This window comes from Peptoclostridium acidaminophilum DSM 3953 (assembly GCF_000597865.1).
GTDB classification, from domain to species: domain Bacteria; phylum Bacillota; class Clostridia; order Peptostreptococcales; family Peptostreptococcaceae; genus Peptoclostridium_A; species Peptoclostridium_A acidaminophilum.
In genome coordinates, this window is record NZ_CP007452.1 from 1,797,566 (window position 1) to 1,816,239 (window position 18,674).

The 18,674-nt window shown below is 45.1% G+C and carries 19 protein-coding genes; 1 reads left to right on the forward strand and 18 read right to left on the reverse strand.

All coding sequences use genetic code 11. The annotated features are described in order from the left end of the window. The first annotated feature begins 81 nt into the window (after nucleotides 1–81). Nucleotides 82–1,260 (forward strand): pyridoxal phosphate-dependent aminotransferase, encoded by a 1,179-nt coding sequence (locus tag EAL2_RS08825; protein ID WP_025436035.1) that lies wholly within the window; start codon nucleotides 82–84, stop codon nucleotides 1,258–1,260. A gap of 134 nt (nucleotides 1,261–1,394) precedes the next feature. On the opposite strand, the gene ltrA (EAL2_RS08830) is transcribed toward EAL2_RS08825, so the two are convergent. The 18 genes from ltrA (EAL2_RS08830) to ispE all read right to left on the reverse strand — a co-directional run bounded on the left by ltrA (EAL2_RS08830) (nucleotide 1,395) and on the right by ispE (nucleotide 18,659). After that, the gene (ltrA, locus tag EAL2_RS08830) at nucleotides 1,395–2,627 is read right to left on the reverse strand and encodes a group II intron reverse transcriptase/maturase (RefSeq protein WP_242842517.1); all 1,233 of its coding nucleotides are present in this window, start codon (nucleotides 2,625–2,627) and stop codon (nucleotides 1,395–1,397) included. Between the two features lie 78 nt (nucleotides 2,628–2,705). Further along, a complete protein-coding gene (locus EAL2_RS15825) occupies nucleotides 2,706–2,831 on the reverse strand; it encodes a hypothetical protein (protein ID WP_278246852.1) in 126 nt (41 codons plus the stop codon). A 144-nt stretch (nucleotides 2,832–2,975) separates the two neighbouring features. Continuing rightward, nucleotides 2,976–3,140, reverse strand: a complete 165-nt coding sequence (locus EAL2_RS15515) for a hypothetical protein (protein WP_158408885.1) — start codon at nucleotides 3,138–3,140, stop codon at nucleotides 2,976–2,978. 40 nt (nucleotides 3,141–3,180) lie between these two features. Beyond that, on the reverse strand, nucleotides 3,181–4,578 hold the full coding sequence (ltrA, locus tag EAL2_RS08835) for a group II intron reverse transcriptase/maturase (protein WP_025436036.1): 1,398 nt from the start codon (nucleotides 4,576–4,578) through the stop codon (nucleotides 3,181–3,183). A gap of 437 nt (nucleotides 4,579–5,015) precedes the next feature. Next, entirely contained in the window at nucleotides 5,016–5,243 is a 228-nt protein-coding gene (locus EAL2_RS08840) for a hypothetical protein (protein WP_025436037.1), read from the reverse strand. 200 nt (nucleotides 5,244–5,443) lie between these two features. Further along, nucleotides 5,444–6,901 carry a lysine--tRNA ligase gene (gene lysS, locus EAL2_RS08845; protein ID WP_038602660.1) on the reverse strand — a complete coding sequence of 486 codons (1,458 nt, stop codon included), beginning with the start codon at nucleotides 6,899–6,901 and terminating at the stop codon, nucleotides 5,444–5,446. Between the two features lie 42 nt (nucleotides 6,902–6,943). Continuing rightward, nucleotides 6,944–7,426, reverse strand: a complete 483-nt coding sequence (greA, locus tag EAL2_RS08850) for a transcription elongation factor GreA (protein ID WP_025436039.1) — start codon at nucleotides 7,424–7,426, stop codon at nucleotides 6,944–6,946. Between the two features lie 153 nt (nucleotides 7,427–7,579). Next, entirely contained in the window at nucleotides 7,580–8,560 is a 981-nt protein-coding gene (dusB, locus tag EAL2_RS08855; protein ID WP_025436040.1) for a tRNA dihydrouridine synthase DusB, read from the reverse strand. A gap of 51 nt (nucleotides 8,561–8,611) precedes the next feature. Beyond that, nucleotides 8,612–9,385, reverse strand: a complete 774-nt coding sequence (locus EAL2_RS08860; protein WP_025436041.1) for a type III pantothenate kinase — start codon at nucleotides 9,383–9,385, stop codon at nucleotides 8,612–8,614. 123 nt (nucleotides 9,386–9,508) lie between these two features. Next, nucleotides 9,509–10,471: a biotin--[acetyl-CoA-carboxylase] ligase gene (locus EAL2_RS08865; protein WP_025436042.1), complete on the reverse strand. Its 963-nt coding sequence runs from the start codon at nucleotides 10,469–10,471 to the stop codon at nucleotides 9,509–9,511. Nucleotides 10,472–10,519: 48 nt separating this feature from the next. Continuing rightward, complete coding sequence (locus EAL2_RS08870) at nucleotides 10,520–10,912, reverse strand: thioesterase family protein (RefSeq protein WP_025436043.1); 393 nt, start codon at nucleotides 10,910–10,912, stop codon at nucleotides 10,520–10,522. Nucleotides 10,913–10,978: 66 nt separating this feature from the next. Then, on the reverse strand, nucleotides 10,979–12,949 hold the full coding sequence (gene ftsH / locus EAL2_RS08875; RefSeq protein WP_025436044.1) for an ATP-dependent zinc metalloprotease FtsH: 1,971 nt from the start codon (nucleotides 12,947–12,949) through the stop codon (nucleotides 10,979–10,981). Between the two features lie 78 nt (nucleotides 12,950–13,027). After that, nucleotides 13,028–14,425 carry a tRNA lysidine(34) synthetase TilS gene (gene tilS / locus EAL2_RS08880; protein ID WP_025436045.1) on the reverse strand — a complete coding sequence of 466 codons (1,398 nt, stop codon included), beginning with the start codon at nucleotides 14,423–14,425 and terminating at the stop codon, nucleotides 13,028–13,030. A 130-nt stretch (nucleotides 14,426–14,555) separates the two neighbouring features. Continuing rightward, nucleotides 14,556–14,963, reverse strand: a complete 408-nt coding sequence (locus tag EAL2_RS08885; RefSeq protein WP_038602663.1) for a DUF1934 domain-containing protein — start codon at nucleotides 14,961–14,963, stop codon at nucleotides 14,556–14,558. A 78-nt stretch (nucleotides 14,964–15,041) separates the two neighbouring features. Beyond that, entirely contained in the window at nucleotides 15,042–15,848 is an 807-nt protein-coding gene (gene murI / locus EAL2_RS08890) for a glutamate racemase (RefSeq protein ID WP_025436047.1), read from the reverse strand. A 29-nt stretch (nucleotides 15,849–15,877) separates the two neighbouring features. After that, nucleotides 15,878–16,939, reverse strand: coding sequence for a D-alanine--D-alanine ligase family protein (locus EAL2_RS08895; protein WP_201770165.1), 1,062 nt, complete (start codon nucleotides 16,937–16,939; stop codon nucleotides 15,878–15,880). 165 nt (nucleotides 16,940–17,104) lie between these two features. Beyond that, nucleotides 17,105–17,791, reverse strand: coding sequence for a GntR family transcriptional regulator (locus EAL2_RS08900; RefSeq protein WP_025436048.1), 687 nt, complete (start codon nucleotides 17,789–17,791; stop codon nucleotides 17,105–17,107). Continuing rightward, nucleotides 17,781–18,659 (reverse strand): 4-(cytidine 5'-diphospho)-2-C-methyl-D-erythritol kinase, encoded by an 879-nt coding sequence (ispE, locus tag EAL2_RS08905; RefSeq protein WP_025436049.1) that lies wholly within the window; start codon nucleotides 18,657–18,659, stop codon nucleotides 17,781–17,783. The genes EAL2_RS08900 and ispE overlap by 11 nt, the downstream gene beginning before the upstream one ends. Nucleotides 18,660–18,674 lie beyond the last annotated feature (15 nt).

Sequence of the window (18,674 nt, forward strand, 5' to 3'; positions counted from 1 at the left end):
AATTTACTTTATACTTTATCGCATTGAAATCCGATTTATGCAAAGTTGCATACTCGGCATATCAAAAGGAGGAAATATCATATGCTTTCACAAAGAGCTCTGAACATCACCCCGTCAGTTACAATAGGAATAAACAGCAAGGTTGCAAAACTAAGAGAACAAAATATTGAAATAATCAACCTCAGCGTGGGAGAACCTGACTTTCCTACTCCTGAAAAGGCAAAACTTGCTGCAATAGAGGCAATAGTCCACAACAAGACCAGATATGACATGGTTTCTGGATTGAAACAGCTTAAAAATTCGATAGTTGAAAAGCTTGAAAAGGAAAACAAGGTTTCATACACGAGCGACCAGATCGTCGTATCGAGCGGTGCCAAGCATGCTATAACAAATGCTCTGATGGCTGTAATAAATCCAGGAGAAGAGGTCCTAATACCAATACCCTACTGGGTGAGCTATCCCGAAACAGTAAAGCTAGTGGGCGGAATTCCTGTATTCGTAGATGCAGACAAGTCAAACAGCTTCAAGGTTACAGTTTCAGACATAGAAAAGCATATAAGCGACAAAACCAGAGTGATAATAATATCAAATCCTTCAAACCCTACAGGGGCAATTTATTCAAAAAAAGAGCTTGAAGAGATAGTAAACTACTGCATCGAGAAGAACATAATAATACTTGCAGACGAGATATATGAAAAGATAAACTATGAAGGCGAATTTACAAGCATAGCGTCCCTTTCCGACAAGGCAAAGGAAATGACTATAACCATAAATGGATTTTCCAAGTCCGCGTCAATGACAGGCTGGAGAGTAGGCTACACAGCATCTAGCAGTGCCATAGCAAAAGCCATAATATCAATACAGGGCCACCTCGTATCCCACCCAAGCACAATCTCACAGTGGGCAGCCTTCGCAGCACTCGACAAATGCGAATCGGACATGGACAACATGGTGGAGGTGTTCAAGCAAAGAAGAGACCTTGCAGCCTCTCTGTTTGACAAGATAAGTGAAATTTCATATGTATACCCTCAGGGAGCGTTTTATATATACGCCGACATATCGAGCCTAAGGGACAAGCTGCCTCACAACGAGAGCCTCTCAATGGCGTTTTGTGAAAGCCTTCTTGAAAAGGAAAGAGTGGCTGTTGTTCCGGGAATAGCTTTCGGAACAGACGATTTCATAAGAATGTGCTATGCGTGCTCAAACGAAGAAATAACAGAGGGAATAAACAGGATAGGCAATTTTATAAAATCGCTTTAATCGAGTAGGAGGCTGACGATTAGTTCATCAGCCGACCTCTCAGTCGAGTAAGCAAGGGGAGTTTCACCCCGAGCTTCTCACAGAACCGTACGTGAAAGTCTCCCTTCATACGGCTCTTATCATTCATAACCGCATTAACTGATATACCGAAGTTTCCAATGTGCGAATAGTCCCGGCTCTCTGCTTTTAACCTCAGAGAGCCATTTTTCTGCCCGTCTTCTATGTCCCCTAAAGTGTTTGAACTTACACATCGCCCACTTTACGAGTCTTCTATCTACGCAGTCCAGGGAGTATTTCATGGCTGACGGATTGTACTTGCTGAAATAGTTCATCCATCCCCTCACTATCGGGTTTATGATTTCAGCTATGATGTTTATGGAACTCCCAGTTCTTTTGTGAATTTCCAAGGCCTTGATTTTATCTCTAAAGCTCTTACAAGACGTTTTGCTTACGGATGCGATGAAGTTATACCTTAGAATTCCGTCCCTGCACTTGATATTCATCGCTTTAAATGTGTATCCGAGAAAATCAAAGCTTCTGACTGGATAGTTTTCCTTCCTGTCTTTATCGTGACAGTAAGCAATCCGAGTCTTTTCGGGATGAAGTTCCAATCGACATTCCAACATTCTTTCCGTCAGCGCTTGCTTCAGCTGTTTGGCTTGTGTAGGCGTTTGACAATGAATAACGGCATCATCGGCGTATCTCTCAAAAGGACATTTCGGATAATTCCTTTCCATCCAACGGTCAAACGCATAGTGTAGGAACATGTTCGCCAACACAGGGCTGATAACGCCACCTTGAGGGGTTCCGGCTTTCCGAGCTATGTGTTGTCCTTCTTTAGTTGTGAAAGGGGCTTCGAGCCATCTCTTTATATAGAGCTTGGCCCACTTTTCATCCACGTGCTTTTCTACCACGCGCATGAGAAGTTCATGGTCGATATTATCGAACAGACCCTTCACATCCAGTTCTATCACGTAGTCGTACTTCCAGCTTCGCTCACGGGCTCTTCCCACTGCTTCTAATGCAGATTTGTTTGGCCTGTATCCGTATGAGTCCTCGTGAAAAATGGGTTCAACCTTAGGCTCGACAATCATTCTTGCTACCATTTGCGCTATTCGGTCGGTGATGGTAGGTATGCCCAGTCGCCTTGTCCCTCCGGTCTTTTTAGGTATTTCAACTGCCAAAACCGGGGCGGGAATGTAGCTTCCTGAGCTCATCCTATTCCATATCTTGTATAAGTTCTTTTCGAGATTTTCATCAAAGACCTCAAAGGTTATGCCATCTATCCCGGCACTTCCCTTGTTTGCCTTCACTCTTTTATATGCCTCAAGTACTACTTTCTTCGGTATTTTGTACGGTTTGCTCATCCGCATCAAATCCTCCTATTTGATATAGTTGTTTTCTGCTTCTGAGCTGAATGATGATGCCCCTTCGCTCCACTGCCATTACAGCAGTTTCATCACTACTACGAACATCTCCGCCCCTGCGAAATGCATCTCTACTTTCAGCTTTGCCTTTCTGTGGCTTAGACTTTTTCGATTACCATCATTCCGCAGGTTCCCATGTTTCATACAGATGCCTGATATATGCTCATGCCGCCTTAATACCGTCCCACAGATAGTCAGCCTTACAGGTATCTTCTATCCTTTTCCTCAATCAGTGGTGAAGAGTTGAGTTTTGCAGGAACTTTACGCTATCGATACTTCATCAGCGGTTCACTTTCGTTCATCTTCACATATCTCACATGACTGCTTGTGCAGCCTTTTCCTTAATCGCTCACTACCACGACTCTTAATCACAGCAGCATTAAGGTTGTTTGACAGGTTTGCCTGTTCAATCCCTGTCGAAGGACCTACCTTCATCATCCGTATGCCTTTCATGGCACACCACCACCGTACGTACCGTTCAGTATACGGCGGTTCAACCGCTTAAGTGCATTTTGCGTAATTGCTCGTACTGCGCCGGAAAGTCATAGTATCCGGCCTGTACGAGCTTTTCATTTGTGATGGAGCGGGATAAAACCGCGCTACCTGCTATACGCCAGTATCCCAGCCGCGTGTTGCCCCATTGGTATGCCTGCCACTCTGGAATGCCCAGTTTCGTCAGGTTCTTCACCCTCGTTCTTGGTTTCTTCCATTGCTTCCAGATATACATGCGAATCCTTCGGCGCATCCATTCGTTCCATTTGAGCAGAGTTCGTTTGATGTCAGCCACATTATAGTAGCCAAGCCATCCACGGATGTATCTTTTGACGTTCTCCATGACCATGCGCACATTCCTTCCCTGATTCCTGCGGGTCAGTTCCTTCAACTTTCGTTTCGCCTTTGAAAGGGATTCCCGGTGAGCTCGTATGTATATTCCCTTTCCGTTCTTCCCGAGGCAAAACCCTAGGAACTTGAAGTGCTTTATTGCAAACACGCTTACCACCTTGCTCTTTTGGGCGTTCACTCTGAGTTTGAGTCTGTCCTCAAGATATCTGCTACAGGTTTCCATTAGACGTACTGCGGCTCGTTTACTTTTCGCAAGCACCACAATGTCATCCGCATATCTGACTATCTTAACCCCTCGGCCTTCCATCTCCTTGTCGAATTCATTCAGGTAGATGTTGGCCAGTAAAGGTGAAAGCGGCCCGCCTTGCGGCGAGCCTTCCTCAGTTTTGCTGAATACTCCGTTTGCCATGACTCCACTCTTTAGATATTTCTTGATGAGCTCTATCACGCGGTTGTCTTGGAATTTCTTTCGCAGAAGGTTAAGAAGCAGTTCATGGTTCAAGGTGTCAAAGTATTTGGACAGGTCTATTTCTACTGCGTGTCCGTATCCCTGCTTTGCATAGCTTTTCACTTTTAGAATCGCTTGCTGTGCGCTTCTTTTCGGACGGTAGCCATAGCTTCCTTCTGAAAATATTGGTTCGAAGATGGGTTGTAACTTCTGCGCTATGGCCTGCTGGATGACTCGGTCTATTACCGTGGGAATCCCCAGTTTTCGCACACCACCATCGGATTTGGGAATTTCCTTGCGTCGCACCGGACTCGGCTTATAGCTTCCATCCCTGATGCTTTGCAGAAGTTCATCCCTATTTTCCCTTATCCACGAAAACGCATCCTCGACAGTCATTCCATCGATTCCTGGCGCTCCATGGTTACGCTTGACCTGCTTGTAGGCTCTGTTGAGGTTATCCCGTTCCAGTATCCTTTCGAGCAGGTCGATTGCACCATCTCTTTCTTTGCTTTCCCGAGCGCTGGTGCTCTGCGCTCCTGCATACTCTTGACGTTCCACGCTATCCCTTTGCAGGCAGCCCTTTCGGTATTCTGCTTTCAACGCACCAGCCTCCTTCCGGCTCTTACTCAAGACTTGCGATTGTTCAGCCCTTCCCGAAAAAAAAATCGGTACTATGGCCTCTGCTGACTTCTCACGGCAAGCTTTACTCCGTATTTCAGATTTATCTTACTCAACGTCCGTGAGACCTCCCCGGGTAAGAACGATAACCTTCATCCCATGTAACCGCCGCATTTACCGTGTAGGGTTCGGGTAGCATTGGACTTCGTTTTGAGTTGCAAACTCGTCCGCCCTATTTCGGCCTCAATATGCGGTTTCTGTTCGTCGGTTCGGGACTTTGCCTCCGGCTTCCTTCAGATTCCACCTCGCGATGGACACCCTTGCCTTTGACTAACGCTTCCTGCTACCGAGCGCGTAGTGGACTTTCACCACCAAGTTATCGCCCATGCTGGGCGCACAACATAAAAAAGAAGAGGCATCTACATGCCTCTTCTTTTTTCTATGTAATAATCCGATGTATATCCACCATTTCCGTATGTACCAGTTGCTGCATATGTATAACCCATTGCCGTCTGCACGGCCTTCCTCTTTGCCTTTCGTCCTGTAGGCTTGCTTTCATACAGTTCCGAGAGAGTGCTCATCGATAAAAACCACATTACCTTGAAAACCAGCACCACTATGCATATCAAGCATATCCACGTAAACATTTAATAAAATCCTCCTCTCCTGTATGAAAAAGCCAACAGCTATGGTATTTATTTCAAATATACCAAAGTTTTTATAAAAAATAAAGTGTTTTATTAAAAAATTAACAAAAAATAAAACCCCGAAAGTCAGCGACTCACGAGGTTATTAATACCCTTTACTTATTTTTTAAACTTAAATTTTAATAAAATGCGGATGTTTTTTATTTATCTTCACTTATGATAGGCTTCATCGTTGGGAATAGTATTACATCCCTTATTGATGATGAGTCTGTAAGCAACATCATCACCCTGTCTATGCCTATTCCAAGCCCGCCTGTAGGTGGCAGTCCCACTTCTATTGCATTGATGAAATCCTCATCAAGCATCTGAGCCTCATCGTCACCAAGCTCTCTTTGCTTTAGCTGGTCCATGAACCTGCCTCTTTGGTCTATAGGATCATTAAGCTCCGAGAATGCATTTGCTATCTCCCATGTGTTCACGAAAGCCTCAAACCTGTTTGTTATTGTAGGATCGTCGGGATTTCTCTTTGCCAGCGGAGAAATCTCCACTGGGTGGTGAGTTATGAATGTAGGCTGAACAAGATGCTCCTCGCAAAACTCTTCGAATATTTCGCTGAGTATGTGTCCTTTTGTAAGGCCCGCTCTGAGATCAAGCCCTTTCTTGTCTGCAATTTCATATGCCTCTTCGTCGGTTTTGATATCGTCAAAGTCTATTCCCGTATATTTCTTCACGGCTTCCTTCATGCTCATCCTGTTCCAAGGCGGAGTAAGGTCTATCTCCTTGCCCTGGTATGTAATCTTAGTCGAGCCGACAGACTTCTGTGCCATATACGCAACTATATTTTCCGTTATGTTCATCATTTCCTCGTAATCCGCATAAGCCTGATACAGCTCTATGGCAGTGTACTCCGGATTGTGCTTTATTGACATGCCCTCGTTCCTGAACATCCTGCCCATCTCGTAAACCTTGTCGAATCCGCCCACTATCAGCCTTTTAAGGTAGAGCTCATTTGCTATCCTCAGGTACATGTCTATATCAAGAGTGTTGTGGTGAGTGATGAAAGGTCTTGCAGATGCTCCGCCGGCTATTGTGTTTAGTATAGGCGTGTCCACTTCAAGAAAACCTCTCTCGTCAAGGAATTCCCTTACAGCTTTTACAGCCTTGCTTCTTGTAAGGAACTTCTCCTTGACCTCCGGATTCACAATAAGATCCACATACCTTTGCCTGTATCTAAGGTCAGGATCCTTGAGCCCATGGAATTTTTCAGGCAAAATCTGGAGTGATTTGGAGAGGAGCGTAACCTTTGAGGCTTTAACAGATATTTCTCCCTTTTGAGTTATAAAAACCTCGCCTTCCACGCCCACGATGTCGCCTATGTCGTATGTCTTGAATACATCGTATTCAGCTTCACCGAGTCCGTCCACCTTCACATATGACTGTATTCTGCCTTTACCGTCCTGCACGTCCATGAATGTAGTCTTTCCATGGCCCCTTTTGCTCATTATACGGCCTGCTATGCTTACCTGCTGTCCCTGCATGGAGTTGATATTCTCCTTAATGTCAGCAGAATATGCACTCACGTCATATTTTTCTATTTTAAAAGGGTCATTTCCAGCTTCCTGAAGCTTCTTTAGTTTGTCCCTTCTAATCTGCAGCATCTCGTTCAAATTCAATTCTTCTGACAACTATAGCACCTCCGTTTATCTTCTTATATCCAGTATTTTAAATCTCGCTGTTCCGTCAGGAACGTTCACTTCGATTTCGTCGCCTTTTTTCATTCCTATGAGCGCACTTCCAACCGGAGATTCGTTAGATATCTTGTTGTCATAAGGATCCGCTTCCGCAGAGCCCACTATAGTGTACTCCATCTCCTCATCGAAATCAAAATCCTTGACCTTAACTATAGACCCTACCGTAACAATGTCAGCTTCTATGTCTTCTTCCTTTATTATCTTGGCCTTCCTGAGCATATTCTCAAGCTTTAGTATCCTCTCCTCCACTTTCGCCTGCTCGTTTTTCGCCTCGTCATACTCGGCATTCTCGGATATGTCTCCAAAAGATATGGCTTCCTTTATTCTCTCGGCAACCTCTTTCCTCATCACCGTCTTAAGCATTTCAAGCTCGTCTTCTATCTTTTTATAGCCTTCCTTCGTAAGAAGTATTTCCTTTGAGTTTGGATCCATTTAAATTCCCCTCTCTCCTGATTTTAATCTAAAACAAAAAAACTGATAGAATCCAATAGGATTTTATCAATATGTCAATAATTATTGGAATTCAAATACAAAAGGGCCTTTACATACCCTTGCACATTATAATGTATTATAAATTAGTATTTTTTATGTGTCAAGCAGCACATTCAGTTCATCCATGTAGGAGAGCAGCCTGCCCTTGATTTCTTCGAATCTATACAGCGTATTTATTTCATTCTTAATCTTTGCAGAGCCCTTCATTCCCTTGAGGTACCATCCAATATGCTTTCTCATCTCCACCACCCCGGTATGCATTCCCTTTATCTGGACTGCAAGTTCAAGATGCCTGATTACTGTTTCAATTTTTTGAACCGGTGAAGGTTCCCTTACCTGCTCATTGTATTCCAAATATCTGTATACCTCGTTGAATATCCAGGGATTTCCCTGGGCACCTCTGCCTATCATAACAGCGTCGCAACCGGTCTTCTCAAGCATGCTTAGCGCATCCTGCGCGGATTTCACATCGCCGTTGCCTATTACCGGAATCGAAACCGCATCCTTTACAGCCTTTATTACCGACCAATCGGCGCTCCCTGAATAGTACTGCTCCTTTGTCCTTGCATGAACTGCTATGGCGCTTATTCCGCAATTCTGCGCAATCCTGGCCATTTCCACGGCATTTATGTTATGCTCATCCCAGCCGGATCTGATCTTCACTGTCACAGGCTTTCTCGACGCCTTTACCGCAGCTTCCATTATCCTGCCTGCAAGCTCCGGATTTTTCATAAGCGCACTGCCGTCACCGTTTTTTACTACCTTCGGAGCCGGGCAGCCCATGTTGATGTCTAGTATCTCGTTATCATGGTCATTGAGTATGCTTGCAGCCTCGGCAATGAACTCAGGCTCGTGCCCGAATATCTGGAGCGCCACCGGATGCTCCTGTTTTTCTATTTTTATCATGGATCTTGTCTTCTCGTCTTCATAGCACAGCGCCTTGGCATTTATCATCTCGGTATAGAGCAAATCACTGCCAAGCTCCTTGCATATGAGACGGAATGGCAAATCTGTCACGCCGGCCATTGGCGCCAGAAAAACATTGTGCCTAAGCTCCAGGCCTGCAATTTTCAAACCAGCTTTCAATATATCTCCTCCAACAATTTTGATACGCAAAGGAAGGACCTAATCGGCCTTGTTCCTGTTGTATATTATCTTCAGCCCCTCAAGAGTCAGGAATCTGTCCACAAAGTCAACGTTCCTTGCTTCCGACGCTATTAGCGTCGCAAGCCCTCCCGTAGCTATAACCTTGGCATCGCTGTCTCCAAGCTCCGCCCTTATCAGGTCCACAATCCTGTCGACAAGGCCCGCATAGCCGTATATTATGCCTGATTGCATGGCTCCGACAGTGTTTTTACTTATAGCATTTCCCGGCTTTACCAGCTCCACCCTTGGAAGCTTTGACGCCATCTGAAAAAGAGCCTCGCTTGATATTTGTATTCCCGGCGCTATACTGCCGCCAAGATATTCTCCATTTTTAGATATTGCGCAAAAGGTAGTAGCAGTGCCAAAGTCAACTATTACAAGCGGAGCGCCGTACTTTTGATATGCAGCTACCGCGTTTACTATCCTGTCCGCACCCACCTGCTTGGGGTTGTCGTATTTTATGTTCATGCCCGTCTTTACGCCTGGACCTATCACCATGGGCTTCTTGCCGCAGTATTTAACGGAGAAGTTCTCCAGCGAATGCATGACATTGGGAACTACGGAGGATATTATAACATCCTCAATCTGAGAAAAATCAAGTCCTTCATATGCGAAAAACTGGTGGATCAGCATTCCGTATTCGTCCGATGTCTTTTGCTTGTCCGTTTTCATTCTCCAGTAATTCATGAGCTTGTCGCCTTTGTATACTCCAAGCACCGTGTTTGTGTTGCCAACGTCACACACTAAAAGCATATATCATCTTCTCCCTGATGGTTTATTCTTTTCGAATTGCTTGCAGGTTTTATTTTAACAGTGTTTTTTTCCCATTTCAACAACCATGTCAAATATTTAATATAAAACAAGACTCATGAGGCTTTATCTATTCCTTACGGACACCTCTCCCGAAATAACTCTTTCGACGCTCCCATCCTCGTACTCTACAACAAGGTCGCCCTCACCGCTTATATCGAGCGCCTTTGCGGGAACCTTGCCGCTCCAGCTTATGACGTATATGTCTCTTCCTATGAGGCTCGACTTTTCCCTGCATATGCCTATGGCTTCTGATGCGTCACCTGTTTTTACGTAAGCAGAGTACATGCGCTCGAACTCCTCCAGGACCGCTATTATTATGTCCCTCCGCTCAAGCAAGTGACCCTCTCTTTTCAGTGAAGTCGCTATGTCCCGTAGCTCATCAGGGAATTCCATAGTGCTTACATTTATACCTATGCCCAGCACTATGTAGTCGATTCTCTCCATCTGTGCGCTCATCTCGGTGAGTATGCCGCACAGCTTCTTGCCCTCCAGGAGTATGTCATTTGGCCACTTTATCTTTGCATCGGCTCCAAACCTCTCAAGCGCCCTGGCTACCGACGCCCCTGCAATAAGTGTTATTACAGATGCCCTGTGCGGCGCTATATTCGGTTTTAGGACCAGACTCATCCATACGCCTTCTCCTTTTTGAGAACTCCAGGCTCTGTCCATCCTCCCTTTGCCCTTTGTCTGCTCATCTGCTAGTACAAGCGTGCCGTCGAGAGCTTTCGACGCTATTTTTTTTGCGTGGTCATTCGTGGAATCTATCGATTCCAAAAATACTATGTGCCTTCCTACAAACTCGGTATCCAGCCTTGATTCTATCTCTGACGGAATAAGCACATCGGCTTCAAGCGGCAGCATATAGCCTCTCCTGCTTGAAGACTCAATCGTGTACCCCTCGTCCCTGAGCGCCTTCATGTGCTTCCACACGGCAGCCCTCGATATCCCAAGTTCTTCAGATATGTGTTCGCCTGAAACGTAGCTGCCCTTGCTCTGCGCAAGAAACTCAAGTATCTTTTCTTTCAAGCTATCGCCTCCCGAATGTAGTAATTATAATACTGCTAATGTCCAAAGCTACAGCTTTTTAGCTATGGCCCCTTCCAAAAATCTGTCCATTTTTATTACAGCCATGCTTATCGTCCCTTCGCCTATTTTTTCCAGGTCGTCAAGCACCTCGACATTGAATTTGAACTTTATGCCCTTGGCCTCGACAAGTTCCGAATTCGCCACAACACTCATCCCTGCAGGAGTGGGCGCCATGTGCTTTATGTCAAATGAAATCCCAACAGTGCGCTCATCTTCTTCCAAAAGTGGCTCGAGAACCTTGGAGCTGGCCAGCTCCATAAGCAGTATCATCGAAGGGCTTGAAAGCACCTTTATTCCCTCATTCCCAAGGGCAGCTGCTGTGTCCTCAAAGCTTACAACCCTTTGAACACTCGCCTTCACGCCCGGTTTAACATCCTTCATTCATTATCCCCCGTCCATAAATCAATTTCCATATCAAAAAGCCGGGAAATCCCCGGCTTTTACTTGTTAGTTTTCTGAATCCATTGTCGTTGATGTTTGTATTGCCTCTTTTGCTTTTTCAACATGAGTCGCCTTTTTTTTGTCCTCTTTCTCTTGAACAACCAACTCGGCCAGCTCTGCTTTTTCAACCTTTATAATTTCAAGGTCTTCCTCTGTAACCACAAGTGTGCCCTCAAACGCCATCTTGAACTGTTCCGAATCCAAAGTCTCGAATTTCAGAAGCGCTCTGGCCACATTGTCAAGCGTAGCCAAGTTTTCTTCAAGCAGCTTAAGCGTCTTGTCGTAAGCCTCGTCGACTATTCTTCTTATCTCCCTGTCTATTTCAGAAGCGATCTCCTCAGAGTAGTTCTTCCTTGTTGTAAAATCCTTGCCAAGGAAAACCTCATCCGAAGCCTCTCCGAAAGTCATGGAGCCTAGTTTTTCGCTCATGCCATACTTTGTTACCATAGCGCGCGCTATGTGGCTTACCCTTTCAAGGTCGTTTTGCGCCCCTGTGGATATATCCTTGAGCACAAGCTTTTCGGCTACTCTTCCTCCAAGCAGGTGTATAAGCTGCTCTTCCATCTCACGCTTTGTGGCGTAGTATTTCTCCTCTTTCGGAAGTATCATAGTGAAACCGCCGGCTCTTCCTCTTGGTATTATAGTAACCTGGTGCACAGGGTCCGTATCAGGAAGCAGCGTTGCAACTACAGCATGCCCTGCCTCATGATAAGCCGTAAGCCTTCTTTCCCTTTCGCTTATGACTCTCGACTTTTTCGCCGGTCCGGCAATAACTTTCGTTATAGCCTCTTCTATGGTGTCCATCTTTATGTGCTTTTCCTTTTTTCTTGCCGTAAGCAACGCAGCCTCGTTCATGAGGTTTTCTATGTCTGCAGGCGTAAAACCAGGCGTTCTTCTCGCAAGCACTTTAAGATCCACATCGTCTGCAAGTGGCTTGTGCTTTGAGTGAACCCTGAGTATGGCCTCTCGTCCCTTTATGTCTGGAACACCTACAACTACCTGCCTGTCGAATCTTCCCGGACGAAGCAGAGCGGGGTCAAGTATGTCAGGCCTGTTTGTGGCCGCCATTATTATGATTCCCTCATTTATTCCAAAGCCGTCCATTTCGACGAGCAGCTGGTTGAGCGTCTGCTCCCTCTCGTCATGGCCTCCGCCAAGGCCTGCTCCCCTTCTTCTTCCCACAGCGTCAATCTCGTCTATGAAAACTATGCAAGGAGCGCTCTTTTTCGCCTGCTCGAAAAGGTCTCTTACGCGCGATGCTCCCACTCCGACGAACATCTCCACGAAGTCAGAGCCGCTTATGCTAAAAAACGGAACTCCTGCCTCTCCTGCGACAGCCTTTGTAAGGTAAGTCTTTCCTGTTCCCGGAGGTCCCACAAGAAGAAGTCCCTTAGGTATTCTCGCGCCAAGCTCAGTATACTTTTTGGGATTCTTGAGGAAGTCAACAACCTCCTGGAGTTCTTCTTTTTCCTCATCCAGCCCTGCAACATCGTTGAATGTAACCTTGCTCTTTTCATTCTCCTTGTGAAGCTTGGCTCTTGATTTCCCAAAATTCATGACTCTGTTTCCGCCGCCTTGTGACTGCTGCATGAATACAAACCAGAAAACCACGAATATCAGTATCATGAATACCGACGGAAGAATCTCAAAGAACCACGGAGTGCCCGGTTCCGGTTCTCCGCTCACAACAAGCTTTCCACCTGAAGCCTGCTTTAGTATTATCTGCGAAAGCTGCTCCTTGCTCACTGCATAAGGAATATATGATGTGAACTTCTGGCCTGTTGCTTTTACTGTTCCCTGTATCTGTTCGTTAGTAAATGTAATTTCTCCAATTTGTTCTTTTTCAAGCATTTGGTATACTTTAGAAAACTTCATGTCTACAACTTCTTCTGCCGGCTTGCCAAAGAACTGGACTACCGAAACTATTATTATAAATATGAGCAAATAGAAACTTGCTCCCTTAAAAAATTTCTGCAAAATGGATCCTCCTCCCTAAATATATACCTGTAATTGTACCATAAAAATTTTTTTAATTCAATATTTTCCAATTCCAGATTAGAGCTCTGTGAATGTCACCTTGAGCAGCCTCTTTGTATGCGCATCAACTCTGTAGGCTTCGCTCAGCCTGTATCCCATCACCCACATGACCCCATTTTCGTCTCTTAGCACAGGTATATAGTCTCGTTTTTCTCTTTCTATCTTAAGGTCTATAAAAAGATCCTTCAGCTTCTTGGTTCCGCCAAGTCCTATAGGCCTTATCCTGTCGCCTTCCATTCTGCTTGTTATGGACAGCTTGCCCTTTACCTTGTCAAAGTCAAAATATGCCGTGTGCCTGTCCCTTTCGATATGCAAAGAGTCTCCTTTGTCTATTATCTTTGTCTGCACACGCACCCCGATTTCTTCTATTCTCACGCTGCCTTCGCTTTCCAGGTCATAATGAAAACTCATTTTCTCTGCGTTCGAGTCTGGCGCTTGATTTTTTTTGATGACTATGCGGCCGTTTTCCTTTATGGCCATCAAGCCCCGTGAGATGTCAATACGGGAGCCTTCCTTGCCGCCTCGGGCAAGTTCAATGACATATTCTATGTGAACCTGCTGGACTCCTTTAATATCTCCCAGTATGGCGCCTATGGCCATTCTCACAACCCTACTGGAAATCGCATTATGGAGCGCCGTAAGAGCATCCGTGTCAATCCTGACCTCGCCCTCCATGCTGCAGACTCTGTCAAATTCAGTTTTGGCGCAAGAATTGATATACTCTGCATCATCGCTCAGAAGCGATCCCATTCTTGAAAGAGCTTTTTTCATATCCACATTAAAGTTATCATCCATATAAGGTATCAGCCTAAGCCTTATCTTGTTCCTTGTATATATATCCTCTAGATTCGTGCTGTCAAGTCTGAAGCTTAGTCCTCTTTGGGAAATATAAGCTTCAATCTCCGCCCTGGTCACATCCAGCAAAGGCCTTATTATGCCGTCACGCCTTGAATATTCCATTCCCTTTAGACCTTCAAGCCCCGTGCCCCGCATCATCCTCATTATTAGTGTCTCTGCCTGATCATCAAGATTGTGGGCGACTGCGATTTTGTCTGCACTTAGTTTTTTTTGAAGCTCGAAAAACATGCCGTAGCGCAGCTCCCTGGCCCCTTCTTCAATCGAGAGCCCTTTTTCCCTGGAATAGGCCGGCACATCGTATGCCTTTATAAAGCACATTATGCCTTCTTCCTCGCAGCGCTTCATGCAAAACATGGCATCCTTCTGGGCTTCTATGCCCCTTATTTGATGATTCAAATGCGCAGCATAGAGTCTTATCCCATATTCATCCTTAAGCCTTGAAAGCACGTCCATTAGACACACCGAATCCGGCCCGCCAGAGAGCGCTATTATAACCTTGTCGCCTTTTTTAAGCATAGAATGCTTCTCAATAGTATTTTTTACCTTTTCAAGAATCATACGGCTACCTCGTTTTCAGCTGTATTATTTTCAACGTTTAAGTTTATACCCAATTTGACAAGCATTAATTTTATTAGTTGACTGAAACATAAATAAATAGAGGCAGCTGGAAATCCTCTGCCTCATATTGTCAGCTTATTCTTATATTCATCCTGTTTTTGCCTTCGAATATGCCCGATATGTTTATGTCGTACGCTATATCCACATCCACCTTGCACTGCTTTTCGTCCACATTGACATCCACCGCCGTCGTAAGCAGCTCCATTGAAATATCACCGTGGAATGTCTTGTATTTAGTCTTGAATCTTTTGCCCTTTTCAAAAATCATGTCCGACGTGTTCTGTCCAAGCCTTTTTAGCACAACCTGGTTTTCAAATATCTTGAGAGTAGTTGTTGTCCCCTCCATGCCAGAAAGCTCCGTCTCTTCATAGACTACATATATGACTCCGTCCTCTTTGTAGAAATCCCCTCGGGTTACAAGCTCTATATCGTCTGTATTTCCCTTTGAATCAGTCTGACAAGTTTTTATATTTATCATTACTTCCCTGCTCAAAAAACCACCTCATTAACAAATAGAGCCCCATTAGCTACTAATGTTGCAATAACCATTTTAGCATTAATATTTTTGTATTTCAACAAGTTTTATGCCATCTATGGCCCTGTTGAGGAACTTCTCTCCAACCTGGGAAAACTTTTCCGGATTATCAGAAACGTAATACTCGTATGATGGCTGCGCTCCTCTTTCATTGAGCAGTTTGTGCTTTTGGAGTGTGTCCATTAGGTCCATGGCAGTCTCCTTGGCAGGGTTTACTATTTTGACCGCCTCGCCTACCACCCTTTGTATTGTATCTGTAAGCAAAGGGTAGTGCGTGCAGCCCAGAACAAGTGAATCTATGCCGTCTTCTCTGAGCTCATCCAGATATCTGTGGGCTATAATCTCGGCAACATCAGTATCGTGCCAGCCCTCCTCAACTATCGGCACAAACAGCGGACAAGCCTTTCCTTTCACCTGCACTCTGCTCGATATACTCTTCATCTCAAGCTCATAAGCCCTCGAACCAACAGTTCCTTCCGTACCTATGACTCCCACGACCCCGCTGCTTGTAAGCTCCATTGCCGTTCTCACGCCGGCCTTTATTACACCAACTATGGGAATGTCGTATTTTTGCTGCACTATCGAAAGGCTTCTGGCCGTCGCCGTGTTGCAGGCTATCACTATGGCCTTGACGCCCTTTTCAAGCAGAAAATTTATCGACTGGAACGCATACTTTGTAACTGTTTCAGCAGATCTCGAGCCATATGGAACTCTGGCCGTGTCTCCAAAATAGACTATATTCTCATTTGGCAAAACATTCATTATCTCCTTGAGTACTGTTAGCCCTCCAATACCCGAATCAAAAACTCCTATGGGACTTTCTTTCAATATCTACACCTCTCAAATCTATTTCAAATCTATTTTTCCATTGCCAGCTTTATAAGCTTGTCTATGAGCTCTCTGTAGCCCACTCCGGTTGCCTCCCAAAGCTTTGGGTACATGCTTATCTTTGTGAATCCCGGCATTGTGTTTATCTCATTTAGATATACGGTGCCGCTTTCATGCTCTACGAAAAAATCAATCCTTGATATTCCACTGCCGTCTATGGCCTTGAAAGCCTTTATCGCCATTTCCCTTATCGTGTTTTCAAGCTCTTTGTCTATGCCTGCAGGTATGAGCGTCTTTGACTCATTTGCAAGGTATTTTGCCTCATAATCATAAAAATCCTTGCATGGTATTATTTCGCCTGCCACCGAAGCCTCTACTTCGCTGTTGCCAAGCACGGCGACCTCAATTTCCCTCGCTCTTATGCCCTGCTCCACAACCACCTTCGAGTCGTACTCGAGCGCATTCTTCACGCCTTCGATGAGCTCCGCCCTGCTGCCCACCTTGGATATCCCAACGCTCGAGCCCATGTTTGCAGGCTTTGTGAACATGGGATACCTTAGCCTCTCTTCAGCAATGTCGGCAAAGCCCTGGGGATCATCTGAAAATTCGAATCTGGTCGTATATACATAATCGACCTGGGGTACGCCTTCAAAATCCATTATCTTCTTGAACATTATCTTGTCCATTGCCAGGCTGGAGGCCAGCACCTTGCAGCCCACATATGGGATTTCAGCCATTTCAAAGAGACCCTGTATAGTGCCGTCCTCGCCGCGCGGCCCGTGAAGCACCGGGAAGCAAACATCCACTGGCACCAGGCTTCCATCATTCAATTCTATACCTACCGAGCCCTTTTGAGAAGGTATGAAATTTATTTTCGAGCCCTCTACCTCATGCTCCACCCACTTGCCGCTTTGTATTTCATCAGGTCCACAGCTGCAGTAAGCCCACTTGCCGTTTTTTGCAATTCCTATTGTATGTATGTTGTATTTGTCCTTGTCTATAGCTCTATATACGGATGCCGCCGATTCAAGTGAAACATCGTGTTCTCCGGACTTCCCGCCAAAAAGTATGACAACGTTAAGCTTTTCCATGCCTATAATCCCCCCGGTTCCCTGCAGGAACATTTAGTCTTCTCGTCATTTACATAAATAAATATAATTATATTTTACACATTATCAGCATTCAAGTAAAACACATATTTTCATTCAGGCCAAAAAGAAAAACCAAAACGTCTGCATTTTGGTTTTTCTTTTGTTTTAATATTTGCTTTTCTTTGCCTTTGTCTGCTCCACTATGAACTCCTGCTGCAGCTTTATGTGCTTCATAGCCTTGTGCATGGCAAGCTCGCCGTCCCTTTTTTCTATAGCCTCTATTATGTCCTCATGCTCTTTTATTAGATTTTCGGACTTATGGTACTCGACTATATACATCCTTCTGAACCTGTATATCTGCTCTCTGAGCGAATTGTTCATCTGCATTAGCTTCTTGTTTGTTGTGGCCTTGAAAATAACCTCGTGGAAGGCTATGTCGGACTCGACCATCTTTTCCGGATTGTTCTCCTCGTAAGCCTTCTTGAATATTTCAAGTATCCTCTTGAGCTCTCCAAGGTCTTCCTTCATCATCCTCTGGGCTGCAAGCATTGATGCGAATCCTTCAAGACCTGTTCTTATCTCGAGCACCTCTTCGACGTCCTTTACAGACACATCCGCCACGTATGCGCCCTTCCTTGGTATCATTTCCACAAGCCCTTCAAGCTCAAGCTTTCTTATTGCCTCTCTCACAGGGGTCCTGCTGACACCAAGCTCGTCTGCAAGCTGGACCTCCATGAGCCTTGTTGAGGGCTCAAGCTTTCCAATAAGTATTGCCTCTCTCAAATGTTCGAAAACTATGTCCCTAAGCGGCTTGTAGTTTTCAAGCTTAAGATTGCCTATTTTACCCTTCATTGAATTCAACACCCCTGTTTTCAGTTTTTACCAAATAAGTCTGTTCCCACATTTGCTTCAACCTTGATTCAGCCTTATGGGCATCCTCGAAATTTTTAAATATTCCAAAAACTGTCGGGCCACTGCCCGTCATAATACTTCCAAGCGCCCTTTGATGCATCATTTTGTCCTTTATATGGGATATTACCGAGTATCGGCTCTGCGTGACGCTTTCAAGCACATTCGCCATCCCGCCCGCAAGCGCCTTGATATCGCCTTTTTCAATATATCCTAAAAGCCTTTCAGTATCAGGCCTTGTTCCCATGTTGTCAAGTTTGAGGCTTTTATACACTTCCGCTGTCGAAACCGAAAAATTAGGCTTGCAAACTACTATCCAAACATCCTTGACGTCTTTTATCGTCGTGAGCTTGTCACCTATTCCCTGAGCAAGGACGGTGCCCCCCTCTATGCAAAAGGGAACGTCGGCTCCCAGCTTAAGGCCCAGCTGCTTTAGCTCCTCAGTAGTAAGCCCCAGATTCCAAAGCTTGTTTAGACCCACAAGCACACCAGCCGCGTTGCAGCTTCCGCCCGCCATGCCTGCACCCACCGGAATCCGCTTTTCTATATCGATTTTGATGCCCTTTTCAACTCCGAACATATCCTTCAAAAGTGCAGCCGCCTTGTAAGCAATGTTTCTAGCATCACTCGGTACAATACTGCTGCTGCACGTTAGCGTTATTCCCTTGCCGGGAGCATCGCCGAGCGTTATAAGATCATAAAGATCTATAGTTTGCATTATCATCTCAACAAGATGATATCCATCATCTCTTTTCCCTACAACATCTATAGAAAAATTAACCTTAGCCCTTGTTTTCAGCTTGATTTCCATAATATCTCCTCCGAA

Excerpts from the sequence above, each read along its gene's own strand:
- EAL2_RS08825 (WP_025436035.1), top strand. The coding sequence starts at position 82 with ATGCTTTCACAAAGAGCTCTGAACATCACCCCGTCAGTTACAATAGGA.
- ltrA (WP_242842517.1), bottom strand. The coding sequence starts at position 2,627 with ATGAGCAAACCGTACAAAATACCGAAGAAAGTAGTACTTGAGGCATAT.
- EAL2_RS15825 (WP_278246852.1), bottom strand. The coding sequence starts at position 2,831 with ATGAAACATGGGAACCTGCGGAATGATGGTAATCGAAAAAGTCTAAGC.
- EAL2_RS15515 (WP_158408885.1), bottom strand. The coding sequence starts at position 3,140 with ATGAAAGGCATACGGATGATGAAGGTAGGTCCTTCGACAGGGATTGAA.
- EAL2_RS08840 (WP_025436037.1), bottom strand. The coding sequence starts at position 5,243 with ATGTTTACGTGGATATGCTTGATATGCATAGTGGTGCTGGTTTTCAAG.
- lysS (WP_038602660.1), bottom strand. The coding sequence starts at position 6,901 with ATGCTGCAGATTAGAAGGGACAAACTAAAGAAGCTTCAGGAAGCTGGA.
- greA (WP_025436039.1), bottom strand. The coding sequence starts at position 7,426 with ATGGATCCAAACTCAAAGGAAATACTTCTTACGAAGGAAGGCTATAAA.
- EAL2_RS08860 (WP_025436041.1), bottom strand. The coding sequence starts at position 9,385 with ATGCTTTTAGTGTGTGACGTTGGCAACACAAACACGGTGCTTGGAGTA.
- EAL2_RS08870 (WP_025436043.1), bottom strand. The coding sequence starts at position 10,912 with ATGAAGGATGTTAAACCGGGCGTGAAGGCGAGTGTTCAAAGGGTTGTA.
- tilS (WP_025436045.1), bottom strand. The coding sequence starts at position 14,425 with ATGATTCTTGAAAAGGTAAAAAATACTATTGAGAAGCATTCTATGCTT.
- EAL2_RS08885 (WP_038602663.1), bottom strand. The coding sequence starts at position 14,963 with ATGATAAATATAAAAACTTGTCAGACTGATTCAAAGGGAAATACAGAC.
- EAL2_RS08895 (WP_201770165.1), bottom strand. The coding sequence starts at position 16,939 with ATGGAAAAGCTTAACGTTGTCATACTTTTTGGCGGGAAGTCCGGAGAA.
- EAL2_RS08900 (WP_025436048.1), bottom strand. The coding sequence starts at position 17,791 with ATGAAGGGTAAAATAGGCAATCTTAAGCTTGAAAACTACAAGCCGCTT.
- ispE (WP_025436049.1), bottom strand. The coding sequence starts at position 18,659 with ATGGAAATCAAGCTGAAAACAAGGGCTAAGGTTAATTTTTCTATAGAT.